The sequence below is a fragment of the Amycolatopsis azurea DSM 43854 genome, assembly GCF_001995215.1.
Lineage (GTDB): Bacteria > Actinomycetota > Actinomycetes > Mycobacteriales > Pseudonocardiaceae > Amycolatopsis > Amycolatopsis azurea.
Genome location: NZ_MUXN01000013.1, coordinates 33,238 through 53,464, shown reverse-complemented (window position 1 = coordinate 53,464; position 20,227 = coordinate 33,238). Strand labels below are relative to the sequence as shown.

The following is a 20,227-nucleotide window of genomic DNA, read 5'->3' as shown; positions in this document are numbered from 1 at the left end:
TCCTCGGCTGGAGCGCCTGTTTTGGGTGTTTTTCGTGTATTCACGAAGGGGTCGCGCAAAGTACCCAAAACGGGCACTCAGACCGGAAGTGGTGTCCCTTGTGGACGTTCGAGGTCGGCCCCTGTGGGCCAGGTCTCCTCGGCAGCGAACTCGATCACGCCGCAGTTGCCGTACCCCTCACTAAGAGGTCGCGACGACCGGGGCTCGCGTGAGGACGACGGCGAACCCGAACGCGAGCCCCATCACGGTCAGCTCCAGCGTCGCCCAAGCGGCCAGCGCCGTGCGGTTGTGCCGGATGATCTGCGGCATCAGCTTCCACCGCGTGTAGGCGCCGAGGCCCGCGATCACGCCGGTGCACAGCAGCTTGAGCAGCACCAGCTGCCCGTACGGCGTGGTGAAGACGCCTTCCCAGAACCCGAGCGACGGGTTGAGCGAGATCTCGATCAGCCCGTTGAACAGGCCGGTCGCCGCGCCGAGGATCAGGCACAGCGTCGCCAGTTTCGAGAACCGCGGCAGCGCGTGCGCGAGCAGGGTCCGGTTCCCGATGAGCAGCACCGCCATCGCGCCGAGCCCGCCGGTCCAGGCGACGGCGCTCATCACGTGCAGTTCCATCGAGATCATCGTGTAGTCGTGGTAGTTCCAGTTCGACGCGTGCCCGGTGACCGGCAGCGGCAGCAGCGCGAACAGGCCGAGCCCGACGCGGACCTCGGCGGGCACCTTCTCGCCGTGCTTCATCGAGAGGATGCCGAGTCCCGCGTGCAGCAGGGCCAGCGCCGCGACGATCAGCAGCGCCTTGCCCGCGCCGACGTCGGCGATGTAGCTCCCGACGTCCGACATCGACAGCGTGCTGGAACCCGGCCGGTATTCGGCGGTCTGCAGGATCAGCGCGACGAGCGCGGTGGTCGCCCAGATCAGCGCGGCCGCGACGCTCGCCGGCCGAGCGAGCCGCATGATCGGCTCGGAGAGCTTCGGCCGGTCGTAGCCGACCAGCACCGAAAGCAGCGCCAGCCCGATCGTGGCGACCGCCGAGATGTCCAGCAGTACCCGCACGAGCGGGATGGAGACCGAGACCACCTCGCTGACCTGCGCGACCCCGGGGACCGGGGCGGTGGCCGTCAGCGCGACGCCGATCAGGGCACCGACGATGCCCGCCGTCACCACGCAGAACAGCACGGCGACGCGGGCGCGCGAGGTGGTCTCGGCCTGTGTCATGACCCGCTCTTCTCCTTGTCGCCCGCGCCGGTGCGCAGCGCGACGGTCAGTCCGACGGCGAGCAGCACGACGGCGCCCGCGATCCACACCCAGATCGGCACGCCGGACGAGCCTTCGCCGCCGGTCGCCGGGGTGGTCTCGGCCTGGCCCGCGTTGCTGCGCGCGGCGTCGGCGCTCGCCGGGGTGCCGGTGCCCGCGGTGGTGAGGGTGAACGGCACCTCACCGGTCACGGCGTGCCCGTCCGCGGACAGGATCCGGTAGCCGATCTTGTACTCGCCCGCCGGGCCGAGCGGCCGCAGCGGCACGGAAACGACGCTGTCGCGGACCTCGACCTGGCCCTCGGCCCACTGGCCGCCGCCCGGTCCGGTGACCGCGATCTGGTTGACGTTCGCGTTCTGCACGTACTGGTCGAACGTGAGTGTGATCTTCGCGGGCCCGGCGGCGATCGAAGCGCCCTTCGCCGGGTCCGAGGAGATCAGGACGTTGTGCGCCAGCGCCGGGGTGGCTGTGGCGAGCCAGGCCACCCCGGTGATCGCCAGCGCGACGATCGCTTTGCGCATTTACTCGGTTCCCTCGGTGTCGCTCTTGCTGGAGACGGCGGTGGCGCGGCGGGCGCGCAGGGTGGCACCGGCGCCGACGCCGAGACCGAGCGCGCCGACGACGAGACCGGCGCCGCCGAGCCAGCGGGCGGTGTCGTCGGACGTCGAAGAAGCGGCGCGGGATTCCTCGGAAGTGGCCTTGGAGTCGGTGCCGTGGCCGCCGCCGTGCCCGTCACCGGTCTTCTCGGCGAGCTTCACGCTCGGCGCGGGGTGCTCGGGTTCCTCGCCGGAGGCCGGGGTCGGCTGGTTCCACTCGACGACCTTGCCGTTCTCGTAGGTCTGGGTGGCCGGGAACTCGATCGCGTCGACGTTGGCCGGGAACTGGCCCGCGCTGATCTGGAACTCCTGGAACTCGGTCGAACCGGCGGCGATCTTGGTGCCGGGCTCCGCGGTCCAGGAGACCTTGGTGACGGCCTCGGTGATCTGCGTACCGGACGCGGTGGTCACCGGGGTGGGCAGCTTCGACTTGACGACCTCGGCCTTCCAGCCCGGGATCGGCTTGGTGCGGACCGAGCTGAGGGCGTACTCGGGCTTGAGGGTGACCTCGACCTTGATGGTGCCGGCGTCCTTCTCCTCGTTGGGGACACGGAAGAAGATCGACCCGTAGCCGCCCTTGGTGGGCTGGGGGCCGTAGACGTTGGCGGTGACGTGGGCCGAGGCGACCCCGGCCGAGAGCAGACCGGCGGCGCCGACGGCGGCGGCCAGGAAACCGGCGCGCTTGAAGACGTGCTTGGACATGGGAACTCCTGAACATGATCGAAACGGCGGGTTCGGGGACCTCGCCGGACAAACGGGGGATGAGCTGGGGTTCAGGAGAACACTGGCGGGCCACGCCTGCCGTGGACCCGGCGGAGGTCCACGCGGACGAGGTGGCCGGGACCCGCCGGACGGGCGAGCACCGGGGACGCCGTCGCGGCGGGAACCGGGAGGGCGCCGAGGATGAACGGGACCAGCGCGCGCAGGCAGGTGAGGACGCCGAGCAGCAGCCCGTCGACCTTGGCCAGCAGCAGCGCGGTGACCAGCGTGGCCACGACGTGCGCGGCGGTCATCGCGAGTCCGCCCGAAGACGGGGAAGGGCCGCTTTGAGCCAGCGCGGTGTGCCTGAGTTCGTGGCTGCTCAGCGAGCTGAGCACGAGGTGCATCACGACCTGACCGGCGCCGAGGTCGACGATCGTGGCCATCGGCCCGCGGGCCTTCGCGGCGAGCGCGGCCGCGTTCCAGCCGATCAGCACGGTGAGCAACAGCGTCATCGCCGAATCGGGTACGTCGCCGTCCCCGATCACGTGAGCGGTCACGGCGAGCGCCGCCGAACTCACGCCGAGCAACCCACCACGTACGACGCGTAGCGCGCTTCGGTGATGGCTGCCCTTACTCACGGGTGAAGAGTATTCGACGTACGTCCGAGTGGTCGATCTCCTCCCGGCTGTTGAGCAGTGAAAAAGACACTCCCGGAGCGGCGCGTGCGTTTGCCTGATTGGGCCGAATGGGGAACGTTTACAGGACAAGAAGCGGTAAACAGGGGTTTGACCGCGAGCGTTCTGGGTAGTCAGGCTCCCGATACAGCTACTCCGAATGGGTGAGGAGTCTCACTCAGAGGCGGCGGGAGAACCAGCACGCGATGAACCTCTTCGAGTACATCTCGGATCGGTGGGACAGACTCGCCCTCCAAGGGCTCCTCCATGTCAGCGCGGTCGTGCAGTGCACGATCCTGGCCGCCGTGCTCGGCGTGGTGATCGGCATCGCCGTCTATCGCAGCCCGATCGGGTCCGCCGTGGCCACGGCGCTGGCGAGCACGATCCTCACCGTTCCCTCCTTCGCCCTCTTGGGGCTCCTCATCCCGGTGTTCGGCCTCGGCGCGAACACCACCGTCATCGCCCTCGTGCTCTACGCGCTCCTGCCGATCGTGCGGAACACGATCGTCGGGCTGAGCGGCGTGGATCCCGCGGTCAGCGACGCGGCGCGCGGGATCGGCATGAGCCGCTTCGGCGTGCTGACCAGGGTGGAGCTGCGGCTCGCCTGGCCCGCGATCCTGGCGGGCATGCGGGTCGCGACGCAGATGCTCATGGGCATCGCGGTCATCGCGGCCTACGCGAAGGGCCCGGGCCTCGGCTCGGAGGTCTTCTCCGGCCTCACCAACGCGGGGAGCACGAACTCCCTCAACCAGGCCTTGACCGGGACGCTCGGCGTGGTCGTCCTCGCACTGGTCCTCGACGCCGTTTACGTCCTGATCAACCGTCTGACCGTCTCAAGGGGTGTCCGTGGCTGAGACCGAATCCGTATCCGGCGTCGAAATCGAGCTGGAGAACGTCACGAAGCGCTACGCCGGCACTCGCGAGCCGGCCGTCGACGACTTCTCGATGGTGGTGCCCGCGGGCAAGATCGTGGTCTTCGTCGGCCCGTCCGGCTGCGGCAAGACCACCACCATGCGGATGATCAACCGGCTGATCGAGCCGACGTCGGGCCGGATCACCATCGGCGGCGACGACGCGCTGAAGCTCGACGTCGACACCCTGCGCCGCCGCATCGGCTACGCGATCCAGCAGGCCGGGCTGTTCCCGCACTTCACCGTCGCGCAGAACATCGCCGTGGTGCCCGGGCTGCTCGGCTGGGACAAGAAGAAGGTCGAAGACCGGGTCGAGGAGATGATGGACCTGGTCGGGCTGGACCCGGCCGACTTCCGCGACCGCTTCCCGCGTCAGCTCTCCGGTGGCCAGCAGCAGCGCGTCGGCGTCGCGCGGGCGCTCGCGGCGGACCCGCCGGTGCTGCTGATGGACGAGCCGTTCGGCGCCGTCGACCCGATCACCCGGGGAAACCTGCAGGACGAGCTGCTGCGGCTCCAGACCGAACTGAAGAAGACCATCGTCTTCGTCACCCACGACTTCGACGAAGCCGTGAAGCTCGGCGACAAGATCGCGGTGCTCGGCAACCAGTCCCGGATCCTGCAGTACGACACCCCGGACGCGATCCTCGCGAACCCGGCCGACGACACGGTCGCCGGTTTCGTCGGCGCCGGTGCCTCGCTCAAGCAGCTGACGCTGCTGCGGGTGCGCGACGTCGAGCTGAAACAGGACGCCCTGACCGCGACGGTCAGCGAATCGCCGTCGGACGTCCGCGAGAAGCTGACCCAGCAGCGCAAGCACTTCGTGCTGGTGCTCGACCAGCGGCGCCGTCCGATGCGGTGGGTGCACGTCCGCGAGCTGGTCGCGGCGACGTCGCTGGCCACCGCGGGCAAGCCGCTGCGTGACTCGGTCAGCCTCCAGTCGACGCTGCAGGACGCGCTCGAAGCCATGCTCGCCGAGGGCGGCAGCGTCCCGGTGACCGGCGCCCGCGGCGAGTACGCCGGGACGATCGAGCTCGACACCGTCATCTCGACCATCCAGCAGCTGCGCGAGGAGCACTCCGACGACAACCCGGCGGAAGGTGTGACCGCATGACGGCCGTCGATACCGGGTTCACCACCGAGTCCTCGTCGAGAGGCGCCGAACGGGTCCGGCTGTTCGCCCAGCCAGCGGCGGTGCTGCTGATCGTCGCCGGGGTGCTGATCTGGGTGTTCACCAGCGACCTCACCGCGACGGAGAAGGCGACCCTCAACGCCTCGGGGCTGTTCACCGCGCTGCGCGACCACCTGGCGATGACCATCGTGGTCACCGCGATCGTGGTCGCCGTGGCGGTGCCGCTCGGCGTGCTCGTCACCCGGCCCTGGGCGAAATGGGCGGCGCCGGTCTTCCTGGCGGTCGCGAACATCGGCCAGGCCGCGCCCGCGCTCGGTGTGCTGGTGCTGTGGTTCATCGTCACCGGCGCGACCGGCGGGCTGTGGGTCGCGGCGCTGCCGCTGGCGTTCTACTCGCTGCTTCCGGTGCTGCGGAACACGATGGTCGGCCTGCAGCAGGTCGACCCGTCGCTGATCGACGCGGGCCGCGGCATCGGCATGTCGGCCTCCGGCGTGCTGTGGCGCGTCGAACTCCCGCTGGCCGTCCCGCTGATCCTGGCGGGCCTGCGGACCTCGCTGGTGCTGGCCGTCGGCACGGCGACGTTCGGCATGTTCGTCAACGCCGGCGGTTTCGGCCTGCTCATCGACACCGGCTACAAGCTCAACCTGACGAAGGTGCTGATCACCGGCTCGGTGCTCGCCGTCGCACTGGCGCTGCTGGTGGACTGGCTCGGCGCGGTGGCGGAACAGTTCTTCGGACCGAAGGGACTGCGCTGACATGCGTTTGAAAGCGATCCTGGGCGCGGTCCTGTTGTGCGGCACGCTTTCCGCGTGCGGACTCGAGGTCAACACCGCGCTGCCCTACAAGATCGAACCCGGTTCGATCAAACCCATCGAATCCCTCAAGGGCGTCAAGGTGACGGTGGGGTCGAAGGACTTCACCGAGAACATCATCCTGGGCTACATGGCCGAGATGGCGCTTTCCGCGGCGGGCGCGGACGTCGTCGACCTGACCGACATCAAGGGCTCGAACTCGTCGCGGCAGGCGCTGCTCGCCGGCCAGACCGACGTCACCTGGGAGTACACCGGCACCGGCTGGATCAACTACCAGGGCAACGAACTCCCCGTCCCCGGCGGGGAACAGGCCCAGTACGAAGCCACGAAGGCGGCGGACGAAGCGAAGTTCGGCGTCACCTGGCTGAACTACTCGCCGCTCAACGACCAGTACGCCTTCGCGGTCACCGAGGCCTACGGCGCGGCGAACAACCTGAAGTCGACGTCCGACCTGGCCGAGTTCCTGAAGCGGAAGCCGGACCAGAACGTGTTCTGCCTGGAGACCGAGTTCACCAGCCGTCAGGACGGATTCCCCGCCGCCGTGCGGGCGTACGGATTCCAGAACCCGGTGATCAAGAACTTCGGCATCGGCACGATCTACTCGGCCGTGGCGAGCGGGACCTGCCCGATCGGCGAGATCTTCACGACCGACGGCCGGATCGCCGGACTCAACCTGCGCGTCCTCGAAGACGACAAGAAGGCGTTCCCGCAGTACAACGCGGTCCCCACGTTGCGCACGGACTTCCTCAAGCAGTACCCGGAACTCCGCGGACCGCTGGAAGCCGTCGGCGCGGCACTGGACAACAAGCAGATGATCGAACTGTGCAAACAGGTCGACGTCGATGGCCGTGACCAGGGCGAGGTCGCCTACGAGTGGATGAAGAAAAAGGGATTCATCAGCTAGGTCGTGAGTGGCTAGGACGGTCAGAACCGTCCTAGCCACTCAACGAGCCGGTCAGATGCCCAGCCGGTGCAGCAGTTTGCCCTCCAGCTGGTCCAGCTCCCCGGCCACGGCCCGGTGCGCCGCCTTCCGCCGCGCCGCGGGCATCCGCTCCGAAGCGCGGACGGTCGCCGAGAGCTGCTCCAGCGTCCCCTGAGTGTCCTTCGCGAAGGCCGCGTCGGCGTCGGTCGCCTTCGCGGACCTCTTCAGTTCCGCGAGCCCCTGCGTCAGTCCCGCGATCCGCGCGTGCAGCGCGGCGCCGCGTCCGCTGAACTCGCCGAGCTGGTCGACGGCCACGCCGAGCTTCTTCGCCTGATAACGGTCGTATAGCTCTCGCGCGGCGCCCGCCGCTCGAACGGCGTACGGCGCGATCACCGGCAGTACGGCCGGACCGAGCACTTTGGCCACCGCGACGGCGTTTTTCGCCTTCTTCGGGGTGATCCTGCCTTCGCCCTCGACGGCTTTGGCCTTGCGCGCCATGGCACCTCCCACGCTGTGTCACTGACGAACTTACTGGTCCCCGAAGTGGCGGGCATGTCGGCTTGCCGGTGGCCTTCTAGAGTGTTGTCCGTGAGTAACGAGGTGCTACTGGACGCGGGAGCGGTGAGCCGCTGCCGGCGTCGCGTGCACCTGGAACACGACCCGGCGATGCGCGAGGTCCCGCTCGCCCCGCCCGACCCCTCCGCGCAGCAGCGGATCGCCGACGCGTCAGCGCATCGCGACGACATCGTGCAACGGCTCATGGACGCGACGGGCCCCGGCGCGGGCTGGGTCAAGATCTCCCGCGACCTCCCGGCCGCCGAGCGCGTGCAGCTCACCGAAGAGGCCTTCGCCGCCGAAGCGCGCTACATCTGGGGCGGGCTGCTGCCGGTGGATCGCGCCGGTCACCGGCGTGGCGGCTCCGAACTCCTGGTCCACACCGGCGCGGGCTACGTGCCGGTGCTGGTCGTGCGGCACCGCATCACCGATCGCGGCTCGGGCGCGCCGACCACGGCGATGACCGATCTCGACCCGGCCAACCGGCTGCCGGACACGGCACGGAAGGTCCGCTCGCAGCCGCGGGACCAGATGCGGCTCGCGCACCTCTACCGGATGCTCGAAGCGCTCGGGAAGCACGAAGGCCACCGCGCGATCGGCGGCGTCATCGGACTCGACGCGGACGTCGTCGTCTGGCACGACCTGTCCGCGGGCACCTGGCCGGGCGGGAAGAGCGCGCTGACGGAGTACCAGAGCCGCTTCGCTGACAGGCTCGCCATCGCGAGCGCGGCCGTCGAAGGCGAAGAAGCCCTCGCCGAACCGTCCCGTGTCCTCGAATGCCGTCGCTGCCCCTGGTGGCCGACGTGCGAGGTCGTGCTCACCGAGACCCGCGACGTCAGCCTGGTCGTCCGCGGCGAGGACGCGATGGAGCTCCGCCGCGCCGGGGTGTCCACAGTGGACAAACTGGCCGCGCTCGACCCCGCCGACGAACCGCCGCCGATGAACTGGACCGGCGGCACCTTCGCCGATTCGATCATCCTCGCGCGTGCCTGGCTCGCCGATCTCACGATGGTGCGCAAGGTCGACCGCGTCGAGGTCTCGCGCGGCGACGTCGAGGTCGACGTCGACATGGAGAGCTTCGGTGATTCCGGCGCGTATCTGTGGGGTTCGCTGCTGACCGGCGCGGACATCGGGATGGAGCAGGGCTATCGAGCCTTCGCGACGTGGGAGCCGCTGCCGACGGCGGACGAGGCGCGGTCGTTCGCGGAGTTCTGGGCCTGGTTCAAAGAGGTCCGCGAGCGCACGCTCGCCGCGGGCCTGACCTTCCGCGCCTACTGCTACAACGCGCTCGCCGAGAACCGCTGGCTCTTCGGTTCGGCCGACCGGTTCGGCGAATACCCCGGCGTTCCCACGAAGGCCGAGATCGCGTCCTTTGTGGACTCCGACGAGTGGATCGATCTCTTCCGCAGCGTCACCGACCAGTTCCTCTGCTCGCACGGCAAGGGGCTCAAGGTGATCGCCCCGGTCGCCGGGTTCGCCTGGCGCGACCCGGAAGCGGGCGGCGAGGCGTCGATGAGCTGGTACCGCGACGCGGTCGGGATGGACGGCGGGATCCCGGACGACGCCCAGCGGGAGCGCCTGCTGCGCTACAACGAGGACGACGTCCTGGCGACGTACGCGCTGCGGAACTGGATGACCGACCACGCGCAGACGTCCGTGCCGTACATGAACGACCTCTGATCGCTCGGTCGCCGAGACACTTGCGATCACTCGCGGCCCTATGGATACTCGTAGACGAGTACTCGCCTACGAGGAGGCTTGGTGAAGCGGCGCAAGGTCGGGAATCTGCTGGCGCTGGCGATCCTGTCCACACTGAACGAGCGCCCGATGCATCCGTACGAAATGGCCTCGATCCTGAAGAGCCGCGGCAAGGACCGCGACATGGGGATCAAATGGGGCTCGTTCTACACGGTCGTCGGCAACCTGCGGAAACACGGCTTCATCGAGGCCGCCGAGAGCGGTCGCGACGGCGCCCGCCCGGAGCGCACGGTGTATCGGATCACCGGCGAGGGCCGTGACGAAATGCTCGACTGGCTGCGCGAACTCCTCGCCGAACTCGCGCCCGAGGAGCCGAAGTTCGTCGCCGGGCTGTCGGTGCTGGCGTGGCTCGGCCCGGACGAGGTGATCGCCCTGCTCCGCACCCGGCTGGCGGCGCTGGACGACGAGATCGCCACGACACGAGCGGAACTCGCGCGGCTCCTCGAAGAGGTGCCGCGGCTGGTGCTGCTCGAGGTCGAGTACCACCTGGCGATCCGCGTGGCGGAGGCCGAATGGGTCCGCTCGATCCTCGGGGAACTGACTTCCGGCTCGATGCCCGGTCTCGCCGAATGGCGGACCTTCCACGAGACCGGAGAGCTGCCGTCGGACGGCAGATGAAAGAGCCCCGGTGAGGTGTTGCAGCACCTCACCGGGGCGACGATCCCGCAACCGGAACCCGGCCACGAGACGGCATCTTGAGGATAACCGGGCTCCGGGCGAACAACCTGGAGAGACCATGTCGAACATCAAGGACAGAAAACGCTTCAAGCTTTTGCCGGAGATGGGCGGCGCGCTGGCGCGGAGCTACGCCCGGCAGCGCGGCACGGAGCCGCAGATCGACATCTGTCGGAAGCAGGCGCGCGAACTCACGGCGGACCTGCCGGAAGACGCGAAGATCCTCGAGGTCGCTTTCGGCCCCGGTTACTTCGCCGTCGAACTGGCGCGGCTCGGGTTCTCCGTCACCGGCCTCGACGTCGCGCCGACATTCGTCGAGATCGCGAGCGAGTACGCACGGGCACAAGGTGTCGAGGCTTCGTTCCGCGAGGGTGACGTCGCGGCGATGCCGTTCGACGACGAGTCGTTCGACGTCGTCGTCTGCCAGGCAGCGTTCAAGAACTTCGTGTGGCCGGTGAAGTCGCTCGACGAGATGTACCGCGTGCTGCGTCCGGGTGGCACGGCCGTCGTGCAGGACATGAACCGGAACGCGACCGACGGCGAAATCGCGCGTGAGGTCGAGGGCATGAAGATCGGGAAGCTGGCGGGACTCGGCGTGCGGCAGGCGCTCGTCGGGCTCCGGCGGCGCGCCTACACGCCTGTCGACTTCAGCGGACTGGTCGCCGAAACGGCTTTCCGGACCTGTGAGGTCACCACGGTGGGCATCGGCGTGGACGTCCGGTTGAAGCGCGGCTGAGAGAGCTGAAGGGGACTTTCCCCGCGTTTGACGCGGGGAAAGTCCCCTTCGCCTCAGCGAGGGGCCATGCGCAGCGAGCCGTCCATCCGGACGACCTCGCCGTTCAGGTAGTCGTGGTCGATCAGCGACAGCGCGAGCTGCGCGTACTCGTCCGGCCGCGCGAGCCGCTTCGGGAACGGGACGCCCTCCGCCAGCGAAGCGCGGAACTCGTCGCTCACCGTCGCCAGCATCGGGGTGTCGACGATGCCCGGCGCGATGGTCAGCACCCGGATCCCGTGCGACGCGAGGTCGCGCGCGGCGGGCAGGGTCATCCCGACGATGCCGCCCTTGGACGACGAGTACGCCACCTGCCCGATCTGGCCGTCGAAGGCCGCGATCGACGCGGTGTTGATGATGACGCCGCGCGCGTTGTCGGCCAGCGGTTCCGTCTTCGCGATGGCCTCGGAGGCCAGCGTCAGCACGTTGAAGGAGCCGATCAGGTTGATCTGGACGACCTTCGCGTACAGGGCGAGGTCGTGCGGGCCCTTCTTCGAAAGGATCCGGGCGGACGGCCCGATCCCGGCGCAGTTCACCACGGTCCGCAGCGGCACCCCGGATTCGGCGGCGGTCGCGACGGCGGCCCGCACCTGCTCCGGGTCGGTCACGTCGGCCTCGACGTAGGTGATGCCCTCGACCTGCTCGGCGTTGGCGATGGCACCGGCGAGGTCCAGCGCGAAGACCCGCGCGCCCTTCGCCGCGAGTGCCTTCGCGGTGGCGCCGCCGAGCCCGGACGCGCCGCCCGTGACGAGCGCCGCGGTATCGGTGATCTGCATGTTCTCCCTTTCGTCGACAACCGGGTCTAGGTTAACGCTCGTTCGCATCGGGGTAGCGCGTGTGTTGGCTCACGTCGATGGGCGGCATGTCGTGAGGAGTATTCGGTCCTGAAGCATTCCGTTCGCTCGGAGGTCAACTCCGGCTGTCACCTTCAGCAGCATGAGCGCTGCTCGGATCGTGGTGGTGGGGACCGGTTACGTCGGATTGACCACGGGGGCCTGCCTGGCCGGCCTGGGGCATCGAGTCACTTGCGTCGATGTCGACCAGGCGAAGGTCGCAAGGCTCTCCGCCGGACGCGTGGACATCCTGGAGCCGGGATTGTCCGAGCTGGTGTCGAGGGGGCTGACCAGCGGAAGACTCAATTTCGTGGTGGGCGCGCGCGACGCCGTCCGGGACACGGAGGCCGTCTTCCTCTGCGTGCCGACGCCGATGGGCGCGGGCGGTTCGGCGGACCTGCGGGCCGTCGAAGCCGTCACCACCGAAATCGGCGACGTCATTCCCGCGGGATGCGCGCTGATCACCAAATCGACCGTTCCGGTGGGCACGTCGACGCGCATCCAGGCGATGCTCGGCCGCACGGACGTGCCGGTCGTGTCGAACCCGGAGTTCCTGCGTGAGGGCACCGCGGTGGCGGACTTCCTCGGCCCCGACCGGATCGTCGTCGGTTCGGACGACGTCGCCGCCGCCCGCTGGGTCGGCGACCTCTACGCCGACCTCGCCGCCCCGGTCGTCGTCGCCGACGCGGCCAGCGCGGAACTGGTGAAGTACGCGGCGAACTGCTTCCTCGCGATGAAACTGTCCTATGTGAACTCCATCGCCGAACTGTGCGAACGCCTCGGCGCGGACATCGACCTGGTCACCGAAGGCATGGGCTACGACCGGCGCATCGGCCGCTCGTTCCTCAAACCCGGTCCCGGCTGGGGCGGCTCGTGCCTGCCGAAGGACACCAGCGCGCTGGTCCGGGTCGCCGAGTCGGTGCAGTACGACTTCACGATGCTCACCTCGGCGATCGAGGAGAACATCGCGCAGCGGGACCGCATCGTCGCGAAGATCGCGGGCGCGGTGGGCGGCACCCTGGCCGGTTCGCGGATCGGTGTCCTCGGGCTGGCGTTCAAGGCCGGGACGAACGATCTGCGCGACTCGCCCGCCCTCGCGGTCGCTTCCGTGCTGGGCGCGCTCGGCGCGGAACTGACCGCCTACGACCCGGCGATCGGCGGCCAGATCGCCGGGATGACCGTGGTCGACGACCCGTATCAGGTCGCGAAGGCGGCCGACGCCGTCGTCGTGCTGACGGAATGGGACGAGTTCAAACGGCTCGACTGGACCTACATGGCCGAGCAGATGGACGGTGACTCGGTCGTCGACACCCGCAACCTTCTCGAGCCGCAACGGATCCTGGACGCCGGCCTGTCGTGGCAGGGCGTCGGGCGGCCGCGGGCGGCGCAGCGGCGGAAGGTCGCCGTTTCCTGACTTTCAGGACACGAGCGAGACGAGCGTCATCAGCCCCTCCACGACCTCCTCGGCCGTCGGGGCGTTCTCCGGGTCGAGCATGTGCTGGAGCATCACGCCCGAGTTCAGGGCCGTGGCCACCGCGCCGATCCGGCGCTCGTCCGCCTCGGTGAGGGTGTCTTCGTCGATGCCGAGGATGCCCGCCGCCATCCCGCGGCGGCCCTCGCGCTGCGCGGCGGCGAGCTGTTTCCGCAGCTCAGGGTGATGTTCGGACTGTACGAATGCCTCGATGGAGGCGATCCACAGCGGCCGGTTGCGCCCGTAAGAGTCGATCATCGCGCGCCACGACGCCCGATACTGCTCGTCCGCCGAGGCGTTCGGGTCGACAGCTCTCCTCATCTCTAGCTGGACTTCCCTGCCCCAGTCGTCCATCGCCTGGGAGAACGCCGTCAGCAGCAGGGCTTCGCGCGATCCGAAGTGGTAGCCGATCGCCGCGTGGCTGACCCCGGCCGCCGTCGCGATGTCGCGCACCGTCGTGCGTGACCAGCCTTTTTCCCTCAAGCACTGGATGGCGCCCGCCATCAGGTCCTCGCGATTACCCATGCCCAGGATCGTAGACCACGCGGTTTATCCAAATGGTTTAACCAAGCGGCTTGACCAAGCGTGCAAATCTGCCGTACGGTCGTTCCCATCACCACAAACCACTGGGAGCAGCCATGACGACCACCGTTCTGATCTCCGGCGCCGGCATCGCGGGTCCGGCCCTCGCCTTCTGGCTCCGCGAGCGCGGCTTCGTGCCGACCGTCGTCGAGCGCGCCCCGGCCCTGCGCGAAGGCGGGAGCGCGGTCGACTTCCGCGGCGAGCAGATGACCCTGCTGGAGCGCATGGGGATCCTCGAAGACATCCGCGCGAAGGAGACCGCGATGGGCGCGCAGGTCATCGTCGATCCGCGAGGCAAGAAGGTCGCTCAGATGCCGTCGGTCTTCTTCAGCGGCGAAGTCGAGATCGAGCGCGGAGACCTCACGCGCATCCTGTACGACCACACGAAGAACGACGTCGAATACGTCTTCGGCGACTGGATCACCGGGCTGGACGAGGGCTCGGACGGCGTCGACGTCAGCTTCGCCCATGGCGCGTCACGCAAGTTCGACCTGGTCGTCGGCGCGGACGGACTGCACTCGGGCGTCCGGCGGCTGACGTTCGGCGAAGAAGAGCGGTTCCGGACCGACCTCGGTTTCCAGACGGCGGGCTTCACCGTGCCCAACCACCTCGGCCTCGATCACCTGGGCATGATCTGCAGCGTCCCCGGCCGGACCGTGATGGCCGCCAGCGGACGCGACGGCTCGGCTCTCAACGTCAGCTTCCTCTTCACGCCCGGCACGGTGGACGTCCACCGGCGCGATGTCGAAGGGCAGAAACGCCTGGTCGCCGAGCGGTTCGCCGACTTCGGCTGGGAAGTCCCGGCGCTGCTGGAAGGACTCGGCGACGTCGACGCGCTGTACTTCGACTCGCTCAGCCAGATCCACCTCGACAAGTGGTCGCGGGGCCGGGTCGTGCTGCTCGGTGACGCGGCCTGGTGTGCGGGCCCTGGCGGTTCGGGCACCGGGCTCGCGATGATGGGCGCGTACATCCTGGCCGGGGAACTCGCCGCCGCGGATGGCGATCACGAGGTCGCTTTCGCGCGGTACGAGGAGAAACTGCGCGGACCGGTGAAGGTGTCGCAGAAGCAGGCGGCCGGGATCGGCACGTTCCTCATCCCGACGTCACGGCTCGTGATGGGCTACCGGAACTTCATGTACCGGGTGCTGGGTTCGAAGCCGATGACGAAGGTGTTCACGTGGATCACCTCGCGGGCGGCGAACGCGGCGACGCTCGAAAACTATGACGCCCCGGTCGCCGCGCGGGGATAGTTTTCGTGGGTGACGGATCTGAAGGAGTTTCGCCGGGCTTGCTACGAGGCGGCTCGGCGAACACGTGGCCAGGTCGTCCGGTTCGTACCGGGCGATCAGGGACGGAACTTCGACACCGGCGAGATCGCTTATCCGCATCGAACCGTCGCGGTGGTGTGGACGCAGGATCGGGACGAGGACGGAAGGCACGAGATCCTCGGTATCGCGGACGCGTTCATCACCTTCGGAACGATCACCTTCATCGACGAGCCGGGATTGCTGGCCGTTTTGGGGGAGCTTCTTCCCGGCCACCGGTTGTACTCCCGTGCCGAACTCGAAGCGCCGATCGACCCCACGGCGCCGCGCTGGAAGAACCATTACGACGTCCGGTACTGGCGGCCCGACTGTCTCGGCCAGGTTCTCTTCAGCTGCTGGGACTGAAAGAGTAGTTAGCAAAGCGTAGTATCGGCCGGGTGTTCACGACCAGGCCGGAACTGGCCGGCACCCACGGCATGGTGGCATCGACGCACTGGCTGGCTTCGGCCACCGGCATGGCGGTGCTGGAAGACGGCGGCAACGCCTTCGACGCGGCGGTAGCGGCCGGGTTCGTCCTGCAGATCGCCGAGCCGCATCTGTGCGGCCCGGCGGGGCAGGTCCCCGGCATCTTCGTCACCGCCACTGATCGAACTCCGCGAGTCCTCGCGGGGCAGGGAGTCTCGCCTGCGGCGGCGACGCCCGAGTACTTCGCGGACCTCGGGCTCGATCTGATCCCCGGCAGCGGTCTTCTCCCCGCGACCGTCCCGGGCGCGTGGGACGGCTGGCTGCTGCTCCTGCGGGATCACGGCACGAAGTCGTTGCGCGACGTGCTCGGTTACGCGATTTCCTACGCGCGCAACGGGATTCCGCTGGTCAGCCGGGTCGGTGACACGATCCGCGCCGTCCAGGACCTCTTCACCGAGCATTGGCCGACGTCCGCGGCGCTCTGGTTGCCGGACGGCAAGCCCGCCGAGGGGCTGCACCGCAACCCGGCGCTCGCGGACACGTGGGAGCGGCTGGTCGCCGAGGCCGAGTCGGTCAGCGGGCGTGAGGCGCAGATCGACGCCGGACGGCGCGCGTGGTCGCGGGGTTTCGTCGCCGAGGCGATCGAAGCGTTCAGCCGCAAGGCTTTCCGCGACGACTCCGGCCGCGACCACGCCGGTCTCCTCACCGGCGAGGACATCGCGGGCTGGGAAGCGACGTACGAAGACGCGCTGCAGGTCGACTTCGGCGACTGGGGCCTGGTGAAGATGGGCGCCTGGACGCAAGGTCCCGCGTTGCTCCAGCAGGCGCGGTTGCTGGACGGTCTGCGCGACGAACTGTCCTATGTAGACGGAATCCCGACCGAGCGCACCGTGCACCTGGCCGTCGAGGCGGCGAAGCTGGCGTTCGCGGACCGTGAGGCTTGGTACGGGGATTCTCCCGATGTGCCGATCGAGTTGCTGATCTCCCGCGAGTACGCGGAAGCCCGCCGCGCCTTGATCACCGACGAAGCGTCCGCCGAACTCCGGCCCGGTGGTCCTTCGCCGAGGCTGCCCGCGATTCTCGAGAAGCTGCGTGGACTCGAATCCGGCTCCGGCGCGACGGGGGAGCCGACGGTCGGGCCGCTGGGCGAGACCCGGGGTGACACCGTGCACATCGACGTCGTCGACGCGGCCGGGAACATGATCTCGGTGACGCCGTCGGGGGGCTGGTTGCAGTCGAGCCCGACGATCCCGGAACTCGGTTTCTGTCTCGACTCGCGTGGGCAGATGTTCTGGCTGGAACAGGGTTTGCCGAACTCGCTGGCGCCGGGGAAGCGGCCGCGGATCACGCTTTCGCCGTCGATGGGCCTGCGCGACGGCGAACCGGTGCTGGCGTTCGGGACGCCCGGCGGTGACCAGCAGGATCAATGGCAGCTGTGTTTCTGGCTGGCGCACACGCTCGGCGGGTTGAATCTGCAGGAGTCGATCGACTCGCCCGCGTGGCATACGACCGCGTTCCCGAGTTCGTTCTATCCGCGCTCGTGGACGCCGCGGGAACTGGTGGTCGAGTCACGGCTCGGTCAGTCCACAATGGACGCTCTCGCGGCGCGCGGGCACGACGTCGTCGATGCCGGACCTTGGGCGCTCGGGCGGCTTTCGGCCGTTTCGCGTTCCGGTGGCGTGCTTCGTGCCGCCGCCAACGCGCGGGGGATGCAGGGCTACGCCGCCGGCCGGTGACGCTGTCCCGTTCCGTGAAGGCCTCCTTCCCTACCCTCAAGGTAGTGAAGGAGGCCTTCACGGCTTGTACCCCCAGGTTGTCCACAATGACCCCCGTCTGTGGACAACTCACGTCAGCTCCCCTCCCGACCCCTGATCGGCGATAGACTGGCTTCGGGGTCGCCCCCCTGGGACGGGTGGGGGGTGGGGTTAGTGACTCAAGAGCGCGGCTGTTCCCAGAGCCAGAATTCGATGCCCTGGTCGTCCACGCAGTCGGCGCTCAGGCCGTAGGGCTGCTGTTCGGTTTCGCCTGCCTGGCCGCCCTGCGCGCGGACGCGGTCGAGGGCGGCGGCGAGATCGTCGACGGCGTACATGACCTTCCAGCCCACCTGGCGTCCCGGGCCACCCCAGAGCCCGCCCTGCAGGCCGGAACCTTCGACACCCCAACCGCCTTCTACCCGCCCTGGCGAGAATTGCCAGCCCAGAACGGCGCCGTAGAACGCCTTCGCGCGCGCGTCGTCCGGGACCTGGAAGGTGAAGTAGCCCGCTTCGCCGTGCCGGATCGGCGTAGCGCCCGAAGTAGAAGAAGGCGCCGCCTGCGCGACGAGCCACCGCTGGCCGTACGGATCCTTGATCTCCCCGCTCAGCCCGTGGCCTTCGTCCGTGACGGGACGCCGCAGTTCACCGCCCAGTTCCACGGCCCGCGCGGCCGAGGCGCGCACGTCCGCGACCTCGACCCGGATCAGCGGGCCACCGGCGGGTGCCACGACGATGTCCAGTTCGGGGAACTCTTCCGCGAACATCAGCACGCTGTCCCCGATGGCCAGTTCCGCGTGCCCGACCCGGCCGTCCTCCATCACGATCGGATCGGACCGGCGCCGCGCCCCGAACACCTCGACGTAGAAGTCGAGCGCGGCACGGGCGTCGGTCACCACGAGATACGGCGTCAGGGAACGCACTTCGGCAGTGGGTGGCATAACGAAGGCTCCGTTCAAGACGGCGCGACGCAGGTTGTCACGCAGTTCGGCTGCGAAGAGCGGGTCAGGATCCACAGCCTGCGAGGGCGCGCGAAGCGCGTCGAATGGATCAGACATCGCGACCCTCCTTCTCCTGATAGGCACGCCGGAACGCGGCACGGGCCCGCACGAGCAACGCCTCCGTGGCGTGCACCGTGCGGTCGAGATGGGCGGCGACCTCCGGTACCGGGAGGCCGTCGACGTACCGAAGCGTCAACGCGGCTTGATGATGCGCCCCCAACGACGCGAGCACCTCGCGTGCCAGCAGGGCATCCAGCCGTTCGTCCCACGGATCGGTGTACTCCTCCTCGTGGACGAGCCGCAGCCCGCGTTCCTCACGTTCCTTGCGCCGCCAGTGATCGGCGAGCTTGTGCCGGGCGACGCCGATCAGCCACCCGGTGCTCACTGGAGGTGCGAACTCCTTGCGACAGGCCCTCACCGCGCCGAGGAACGTCTCCGACGTCAGCTCCTCGGCGAGGGTGCGATCACCGCACCGGGACAGCAGGTACCCGTAGACCTCCGGCAACGCCGCCTCGTACAGCGAAAGCAGCGCGAAGGCCGGGTCCCGATGCACCCGTGGTTCCGTCACAACCCCATCGTCGCTCGGGGAGCCACAACTCCGACGGGTGAAAGTGAACTTTCTCAGCTCCGCGGATCCGGCAGCCGCCGCGCCACCGTGATCACGCCGACCGTCAGCACCGCCTGGATCCCGATGACCAGCACGAACGCGCCCTTCATGCCGAGCGGGCCCGCCCCGACGGACGCGAACAGCGTCCCCAGCGTCGCCACGCCCAGCGCCATCGCGGCCTGCTGCGACGTCGTCAGCATCCCGCTGCCGACCCCGGCGATCTCCGGCGGCACCTTCGACAGCACGATCCGGAACACCGTCGTCATCGCGAGTCCCTGGCCGAGCCCGCACAGCAGCATCCCCGGCGCGAAATCGAGCACGCCGAGGTCCGGCCACTCCAGCAGCACGGTGCCGATCAGCACCAGCAGCCCGAGCAGCTGGATCGACAGACCGGCGGCCACCACCCGCTGCCCGAACCGGGTCACCAGGCGGCTGCTGACGAGGCACATCGCGAAGAACGCGAGCGAAAGCGGCGCCGTCACCAGTCCGGAATCCAGCGGGCCGAGGTGCAGCCCGTCCTGCAGCGTCACCGCGAACACGAACATGAACGCGCTGAAGCCGACGAAGAACGGCAACCCGACCATCAACCCTTGCCGCACGGTCGGCATCCGCATCACCGACGGTGGCAGCAGCGGAACCCCGCCCCGGCGTTCCATCCGGCGTTCGACGTGCACGAACCCGGCCGCGGCGAACGGGAACACCACGAGCAACGCGACCGTCCACAGTGGCCAGTCCAGGGCCGGCCCTTCCGCCAGCGGCAGCAACAGCGACACCAGGGCGATCGTCAGGAGAACCGTGCCGGGACGGTCGATGCCGAGGGGGTTGCTCGACCGGCTCTCCGGAACGAGCCGCCGCGCGACCAGCAGACCGGCGATCCCGACCGGGACGTTGACCAGGAAGATCGGCCGCCAGCTCGTACCCCACAGATCGGCGGCGACCAGCGCCCCGCCGAGGAATTGGCCGAGCACCATCGAAAGCCCCGCTGTCGCGCCGTAGAGCCCCAGCGCCTTGGACCTGCGTTCACCGGTCGTGGTCGCCTGGATGATCGACAGCACCTGCGGCAGCATGAGCGCGGCTGCCGCCCCCTGCGCGGCGCGTGCCAGCACCAGCGTCAACGCCGTCGGCGCGATCCCGCAGAGCAGGGAGGTGACGGTGAACGAGGCCAGTCCGATCAGGAACAGCTTGCGACGGCCGAAGGCGTCGCCGAGCCGTCCGCCGACGACGAGCAGCACGGCGTACGCGATCCCGTAGGCCGCGACCACCAGTTCCAAGGTGGCCGATGACGTGCGGAGGTCGGAGCCGATCGCGGGCAGGGCGATGTTGACGATGAAGAAGTCGATGAGCGGAAGTGCCGCCCCCAGCAGCACGGTGACCAGGCCCGCCGAGGTCAGGGCCGGTCCGGCGGCGACGCGGGCAGGCGTCACCGGAACTTGCGTCGAAGTCATGGATACCACGATCGACCGATTCCCACCCTGGTACCAGGAGTGTGTTTATC

Annotated in this window: 21 protein-coding genes; 11 read left to right on the top strand and 10 right to left on the bottom strand. The window is 68.9% G+C overall.

The genetic code is table 11. From position 1 onward, the window contains the following. Window positions 1–180 precede the first annotated feature (180 nt). The 4 genes from B0293_RS17605 to B0293_RS17590 form a co-directional block, all read right to left on the bottom strand. Entirely contained in the window at window positions 181–1,212 is a 1,032-nt protein-coding gene (locus B0293_RS17605; RefSeq protein WP_005161685.1) for a copper resistance D family protein, read from the bottom strand. Then, window positions 1,209–1,772: a copper resistance CopC family protein gene (locus B0293_RS17600; RefSeq protein WP_005161683.1), complete on the bottom strand. Its 564-nt coding sequence runs from the start codon at window positions 1,770–1,772 to the stop codon at window positions 1,209–1,211. Before B0293_RS17600 ends, B0293_RS17605 begins: the two co-directional genes overlap by 4 nt. After that, window positions 1,773–2,549: a YcnI family copper-binding membrane protein gene (locus tag B0293_RS17595; protein ID WP_005161681.1), complete on the bottom strand. Its 777-nt coding sequence runs from the start codon at window positions 2,547–2,549 to the stop codon at window positions 1,773–1,775. Window positions 2,550–2,620: 71 nt separating this feature from the next. Further along, window positions 2,621–3,127 (bottom strand): hypothetical protein, encoded by a 507-nt coding sequence (locus B0293_RS17590; protein ID WP_005161679.1) that lies wholly within the window; start codon window positions 3,125–3,127, stop codon window positions 2,621–2,623. Between the two features lie 302 nt (window positions 3,128–3,429). Here B0293_RS17590 and B0293_RS17585 point away from each other — a divergent pair, with 302 nt between their 5' ends. Genes B0293_RS17585 through B0293_RS17570 form a run of 4 tightly spaced genes read left to right on the top strand, consistent with a single transcriptional unit; the run spans window position 3,430 to window position 6,979 of the window. Further along, complete coding sequence (locus tag B0293_RS17585; protein WP_005161678.1) at window positions 3,430–4,077, top strand: ABC transporter permease; 648 nt, start codon at window positions 3,430–3,432, stop codon at window positions 4,075–4,077. Beyond that, complete coding sequence (locus tag B0293_RS17580; RefSeq protein ID WP_005161676.1) at window positions 4,070–5,245, top strand: ABC transporter ATP-binding protein; 1,176 nt, start codon at window positions 4,070–4,072, stop codon at window positions 5,243–5,245. Before B0293_RS17585 ends, B0293_RS17580 begins: the two co-directional genes overlap by 8 nt. Next, entirely contained in the window at window positions 5,242–6,018 is a 777-nt protein-coding gene (locus tag B0293_RS17575; protein WP_005161675.1) for an ABC transporter permease, read from the top strand. The genes B0293_RS17580 and B0293_RS17575 overlap by 4 nt, the downstream gene beginning before the upstream one ends. Before the next feature lies 1 nt (window position 6,019). After that, a complete protein-coding gene (locus B0293_RS17570; RefSeq protein WP_005161673.1) occupies window positions 6,020–6,979 on the top strand; it encodes a glycine betaine ABC transporter substrate-binding protein in 960 nt (319 codons plus the stop codon). A gap of 51 nt (window positions 6,980–7,030) precedes the next feature. Here the strand turns inward: B0293_RS17570 and B0293_RS17565 are convergent, their stop codons facing one another. After that, complete coding sequence (locus B0293_RS17565; protein ID WP_005161672.1) at window positions 7,031–7,495, bottom strand: DUF6474 family protein; 465 nt, start codon at window positions 7,493–7,495, stop codon at window positions 7,031–7,033. 90 nt (window positions 7,496–7,585) lie between these two features. Here B0293_RS17565 and B0293_RS17560 point away from each other — a divergent pair, with 90 nt between their 5' ends. The 3 genes from B0293_RS17560 (at window position 7,586) to B0293_RS17550 (ending at window position 10,721) form a co-directional block, all read left to right on the top strand. Further along, complete coding sequence (locus B0293_RS17560; protein WP_425331824.1) at window positions 7,586–9,232, top strand: TM0106 family RecB-like putative nuclease; 1,647 nt, start codon at window positions 7,586–7,588, stop codon at window positions 9,230–9,232. 81 nt (window positions 9,233–9,313) lie between these two features. Beyond that, window positions 9,314–9,928, top strand: coding sequence for a PadR family transcriptional regulator (locus B0293_RS17555; RefSeq protein WP_005161667.1), 615 nt, complete (start codon window positions 9,314–9,316; stop codon window positions 9,926–9,928). A 118-nt stretch (window positions 9,929–10,046) separates the two neighbouring features. Next, window positions 10,047–10,721, top strand: coding sequence for a class I SAM-dependent methyltransferase (locus tag B0293_RS17550; protein ID WP_005161666.1), 675 nt, complete (start codon window positions 10,047–10,049; stop codon window positions 10,719–10,721). Window positions 10,722–10,774: 53 nt separating this feature from the next. On the opposite strand, the gene B0293_RS17545 is transcribed toward B0293_RS17550, so the two are convergent. Further along, window positions 10,775–11,533: an SDR family NAD(P)-dependent oxidoreductase gene (locus B0293_RS17545; protein WP_005161665.1), complete on the bottom strand. Its 759-nt coding sequence runs from the start codon at window positions 11,531–11,533 to the stop codon at window positions 10,775–10,777. A gap of 160 nt (window positions 11,534–11,693) precedes the next feature. On the opposite strand from B0293_RS17545, the gene B0293_RS17540 reads away from it, so the two are divergent. Next, the gene (locus B0293_RS17540; RefSeq protein WP_077241329.1) at window positions 11,694–13,004 is read left to right on the top strand and encodes a UDP-glucose dehydrogenase family protein; all 1,311 of its coding nucleotides are present in this window, start codon (window positions 11,694–11,696) and stop codon (window positions 13,002–13,004) included. Window positions 13,005–13,007: 3 nt separating this feature from the next. Here the strand turns inward: B0293_RS17540 and B0293_RS17535 are convergent, their stop codons facing one another. Beyond that, window positions 13,008–13,586: a TetR/AcrR family transcriptional regulator gene (locus B0293_RS17535; protein WP_005161663.1), complete on the bottom strand. Its 579-nt coding sequence runs from the start codon at window positions 13,584–13,586 to the stop codon at window positions 13,008–13,010. Window positions 13,587–13,699: 113 nt separating this feature from the next. Here B0293_RS17535 and B0293_RS17530 point away from each other — a divergent pair, with 113 nt between their 5' ends. Genes B0293_RS17530 through B0293_RS17520 form a run of 3 tightly spaced genes read left to right on the top strand, consistent with a single transcriptional unit; the run spans window position 13,700 to window position 17,109 of the window. After that, window positions 13,700–14,893: an FAD-dependent monooxygenase gene (locus B0293_RS17530; RefSeq protein ID WP_005161662.1), complete on the top strand. Its 1,194-nt coding sequence runs from the start codon at window positions 13,700–13,702 to the stop codon at window positions 14,891–14,893. Between the two features lie 9 nt (window positions 14,894–14,902). Then, window positions 14,903–15,313, top strand: coding sequence for a hypothetical protein (locus tag B0293_RS17525; RefSeq protein ID WP_005161661.1), 411 nt, complete (start codon window positions 14,903–14,905; stop codon window positions 15,311–15,313). A 32-nt stretch (window positions 15,314–15,345) separates the two neighbouring features. Next, window positions 15,346–17,109 carry a gamma-glutamyltransferase family protein gene (locus B0293_RS17520; protein WP_005161657.1) on the top strand — a complete coding sequence of 588 codons (1,764 nt, stop codon included), beginning with the start codon at window positions 15,346–15,348 and terminating at the stop codon, window positions 17,107–17,109. Between the two features lie 197 nt (window positions 17,110–17,306). Here the strand turns inward: B0293_RS17520 and B0293_RS17515 are convergent, their stop codons facing one another. The 3 genes from B0293_RS17515 to B0293_RS17505 are packed head-to-tail and all read right to left on the bottom strand — an operon-like array spanning window position 17,307 to window position 20,177. Next, window positions 17,307–18,182: a VOC family protein gene (locus tag B0293_RS17515; RefSeq protein ID WP_005161655.1), complete on the bottom strand. Its 876-nt coding sequence runs from the start codon at window positions 18,180–18,182 to the stop codon at window positions 17,307–17,309. Further along, complete coding sequence (locus B0293_RS17510) at window positions 18,175–18,693, bottom strand: RNA polymerase sigma factor (protein ID WP_039919009.1); 519 nt, start codon at window positions 18,691–18,693, stop codon at window positions 18,175–18,177. Before B0293_RS17510 ends, B0293_RS17515 begins: the two co-directional genes overlap by 8 nt. A 53-nt stretch (window positions 18,694–18,746) precedes the next feature. Then, a complete protein-coding gene (locus B0293_RS17505; RefSeq protein WP_039919008.1) occupies window positions 18,747–20,177 on the bottom strand; it encodes an MFS transporter in 1,431 nt (476 codons plus the stop codon). Window positions 20,178–20,227 lie beyond the last annotated feature (50 nt).

Excerpts from the sequence above, each read along its gene's own strand:
- B0293_RS17605 (WP_005161685.1), bottom strand. The coding sequence starts at position 1,212 with ATGACACAGGCCGAGACCACCTCGCGCGCCCGCGTCGCCGTGCTGTTC.
- B0293_RS17600 (WP_005161683.1), bottom strand. The coding sequence starts at position 1,772 with ATGCGCAAAGCGATCGTCGCGCTGGCGATCACCGGGGTGGCCTGGCTC.
- B0293_RS17595 (WP_005161681.1), bottom strand. The coding sequence starts at position 2,549 with ATGTCCAAGCACGTCTTCAAGCGCGCCGGTTTCCTGGCCGCCGCCGTC.
- B0293_RS17585 (WP_005161678.1), top strand. The coding sequence starts at position 3,430 with ATGAACCTCTTCGAGTACATCTCGGATCGGTGGGACAGACTCGCCCTC.
- B0293_RS17575 (WP_005161675.1), top strand. The coding sequence starts at position 5,242 with ATGACGGCCGTCGATACCGGGTTCACCACCGAGTCCTCGTCGAGAGGC.
- B0293_RS17570 (WP_005161673.1), top strand. The coding sequence starts at position 6,020 with ATGCGTTTGAAAGCGATCCTGGGCGCGGTCCTGTTGTGCGGCACGCTT.
- B0293_RS17565 (WP_005161672.1), bottom strand. The coding sequence starts at position 7,495 with ATGGCGCGCAAGGCCAAAGCCGTCGAGGGCGAAGGCAGGATCACCCCG.
- B0293_RS17550 (WP_005161666.1), top strand. The coding sequence starts at position 10,047 with ATGTCGAACATCAAGGACAGAAAACGCTTCAAGCTTTTGCCGGAGATG.
- B0293_RS17545 (WP_005161665.1), bottom strand. The coding sequence starts at position 11,533 with ATGCAGATCACCGATACCGCGGCGCTCGTCACGGGCGGCGCGTCCGGG.
- B0293_RS17540 (WP_077241329.1), top strand. The coding sequence starts at position 11,694 with ATGAGCGCTGCTCGGATCGTGGTGGTGGGGACCGGTTACGTCGGATTG.
- B0293_RS17535 (WP_005161663.1), bottom strand. The coding sequence starts at position 13,586 with ATGGGTAATCGCGAGGACCTGATGGCGGGCGCCATCCAGTGCTTGAGG.
- B0293_RS17530 (WP_005161662.1), top strand. The coding sequence starts at position 13,700 with ATGACGACCACCGTTCTGATCTCCGGCGCCGGCATCGCGGGTCCGGCC.
- B0293_RS17515 (WP_005161655.1), bottom strand. The coding sequence starts at position 18,182 with ATGTCTGATCCATTCGACGCGCTTCGCGCGCCCTCGCAGGCTGTGGAT.
- B0293_RS17505 (WP_039919008.1), bottom strand. The coding sequence starts at position 20,177 with ATGACTTCGACGCAAGTTCCGGTGACGCCTGCCCGCGTCGCCGCCGGA.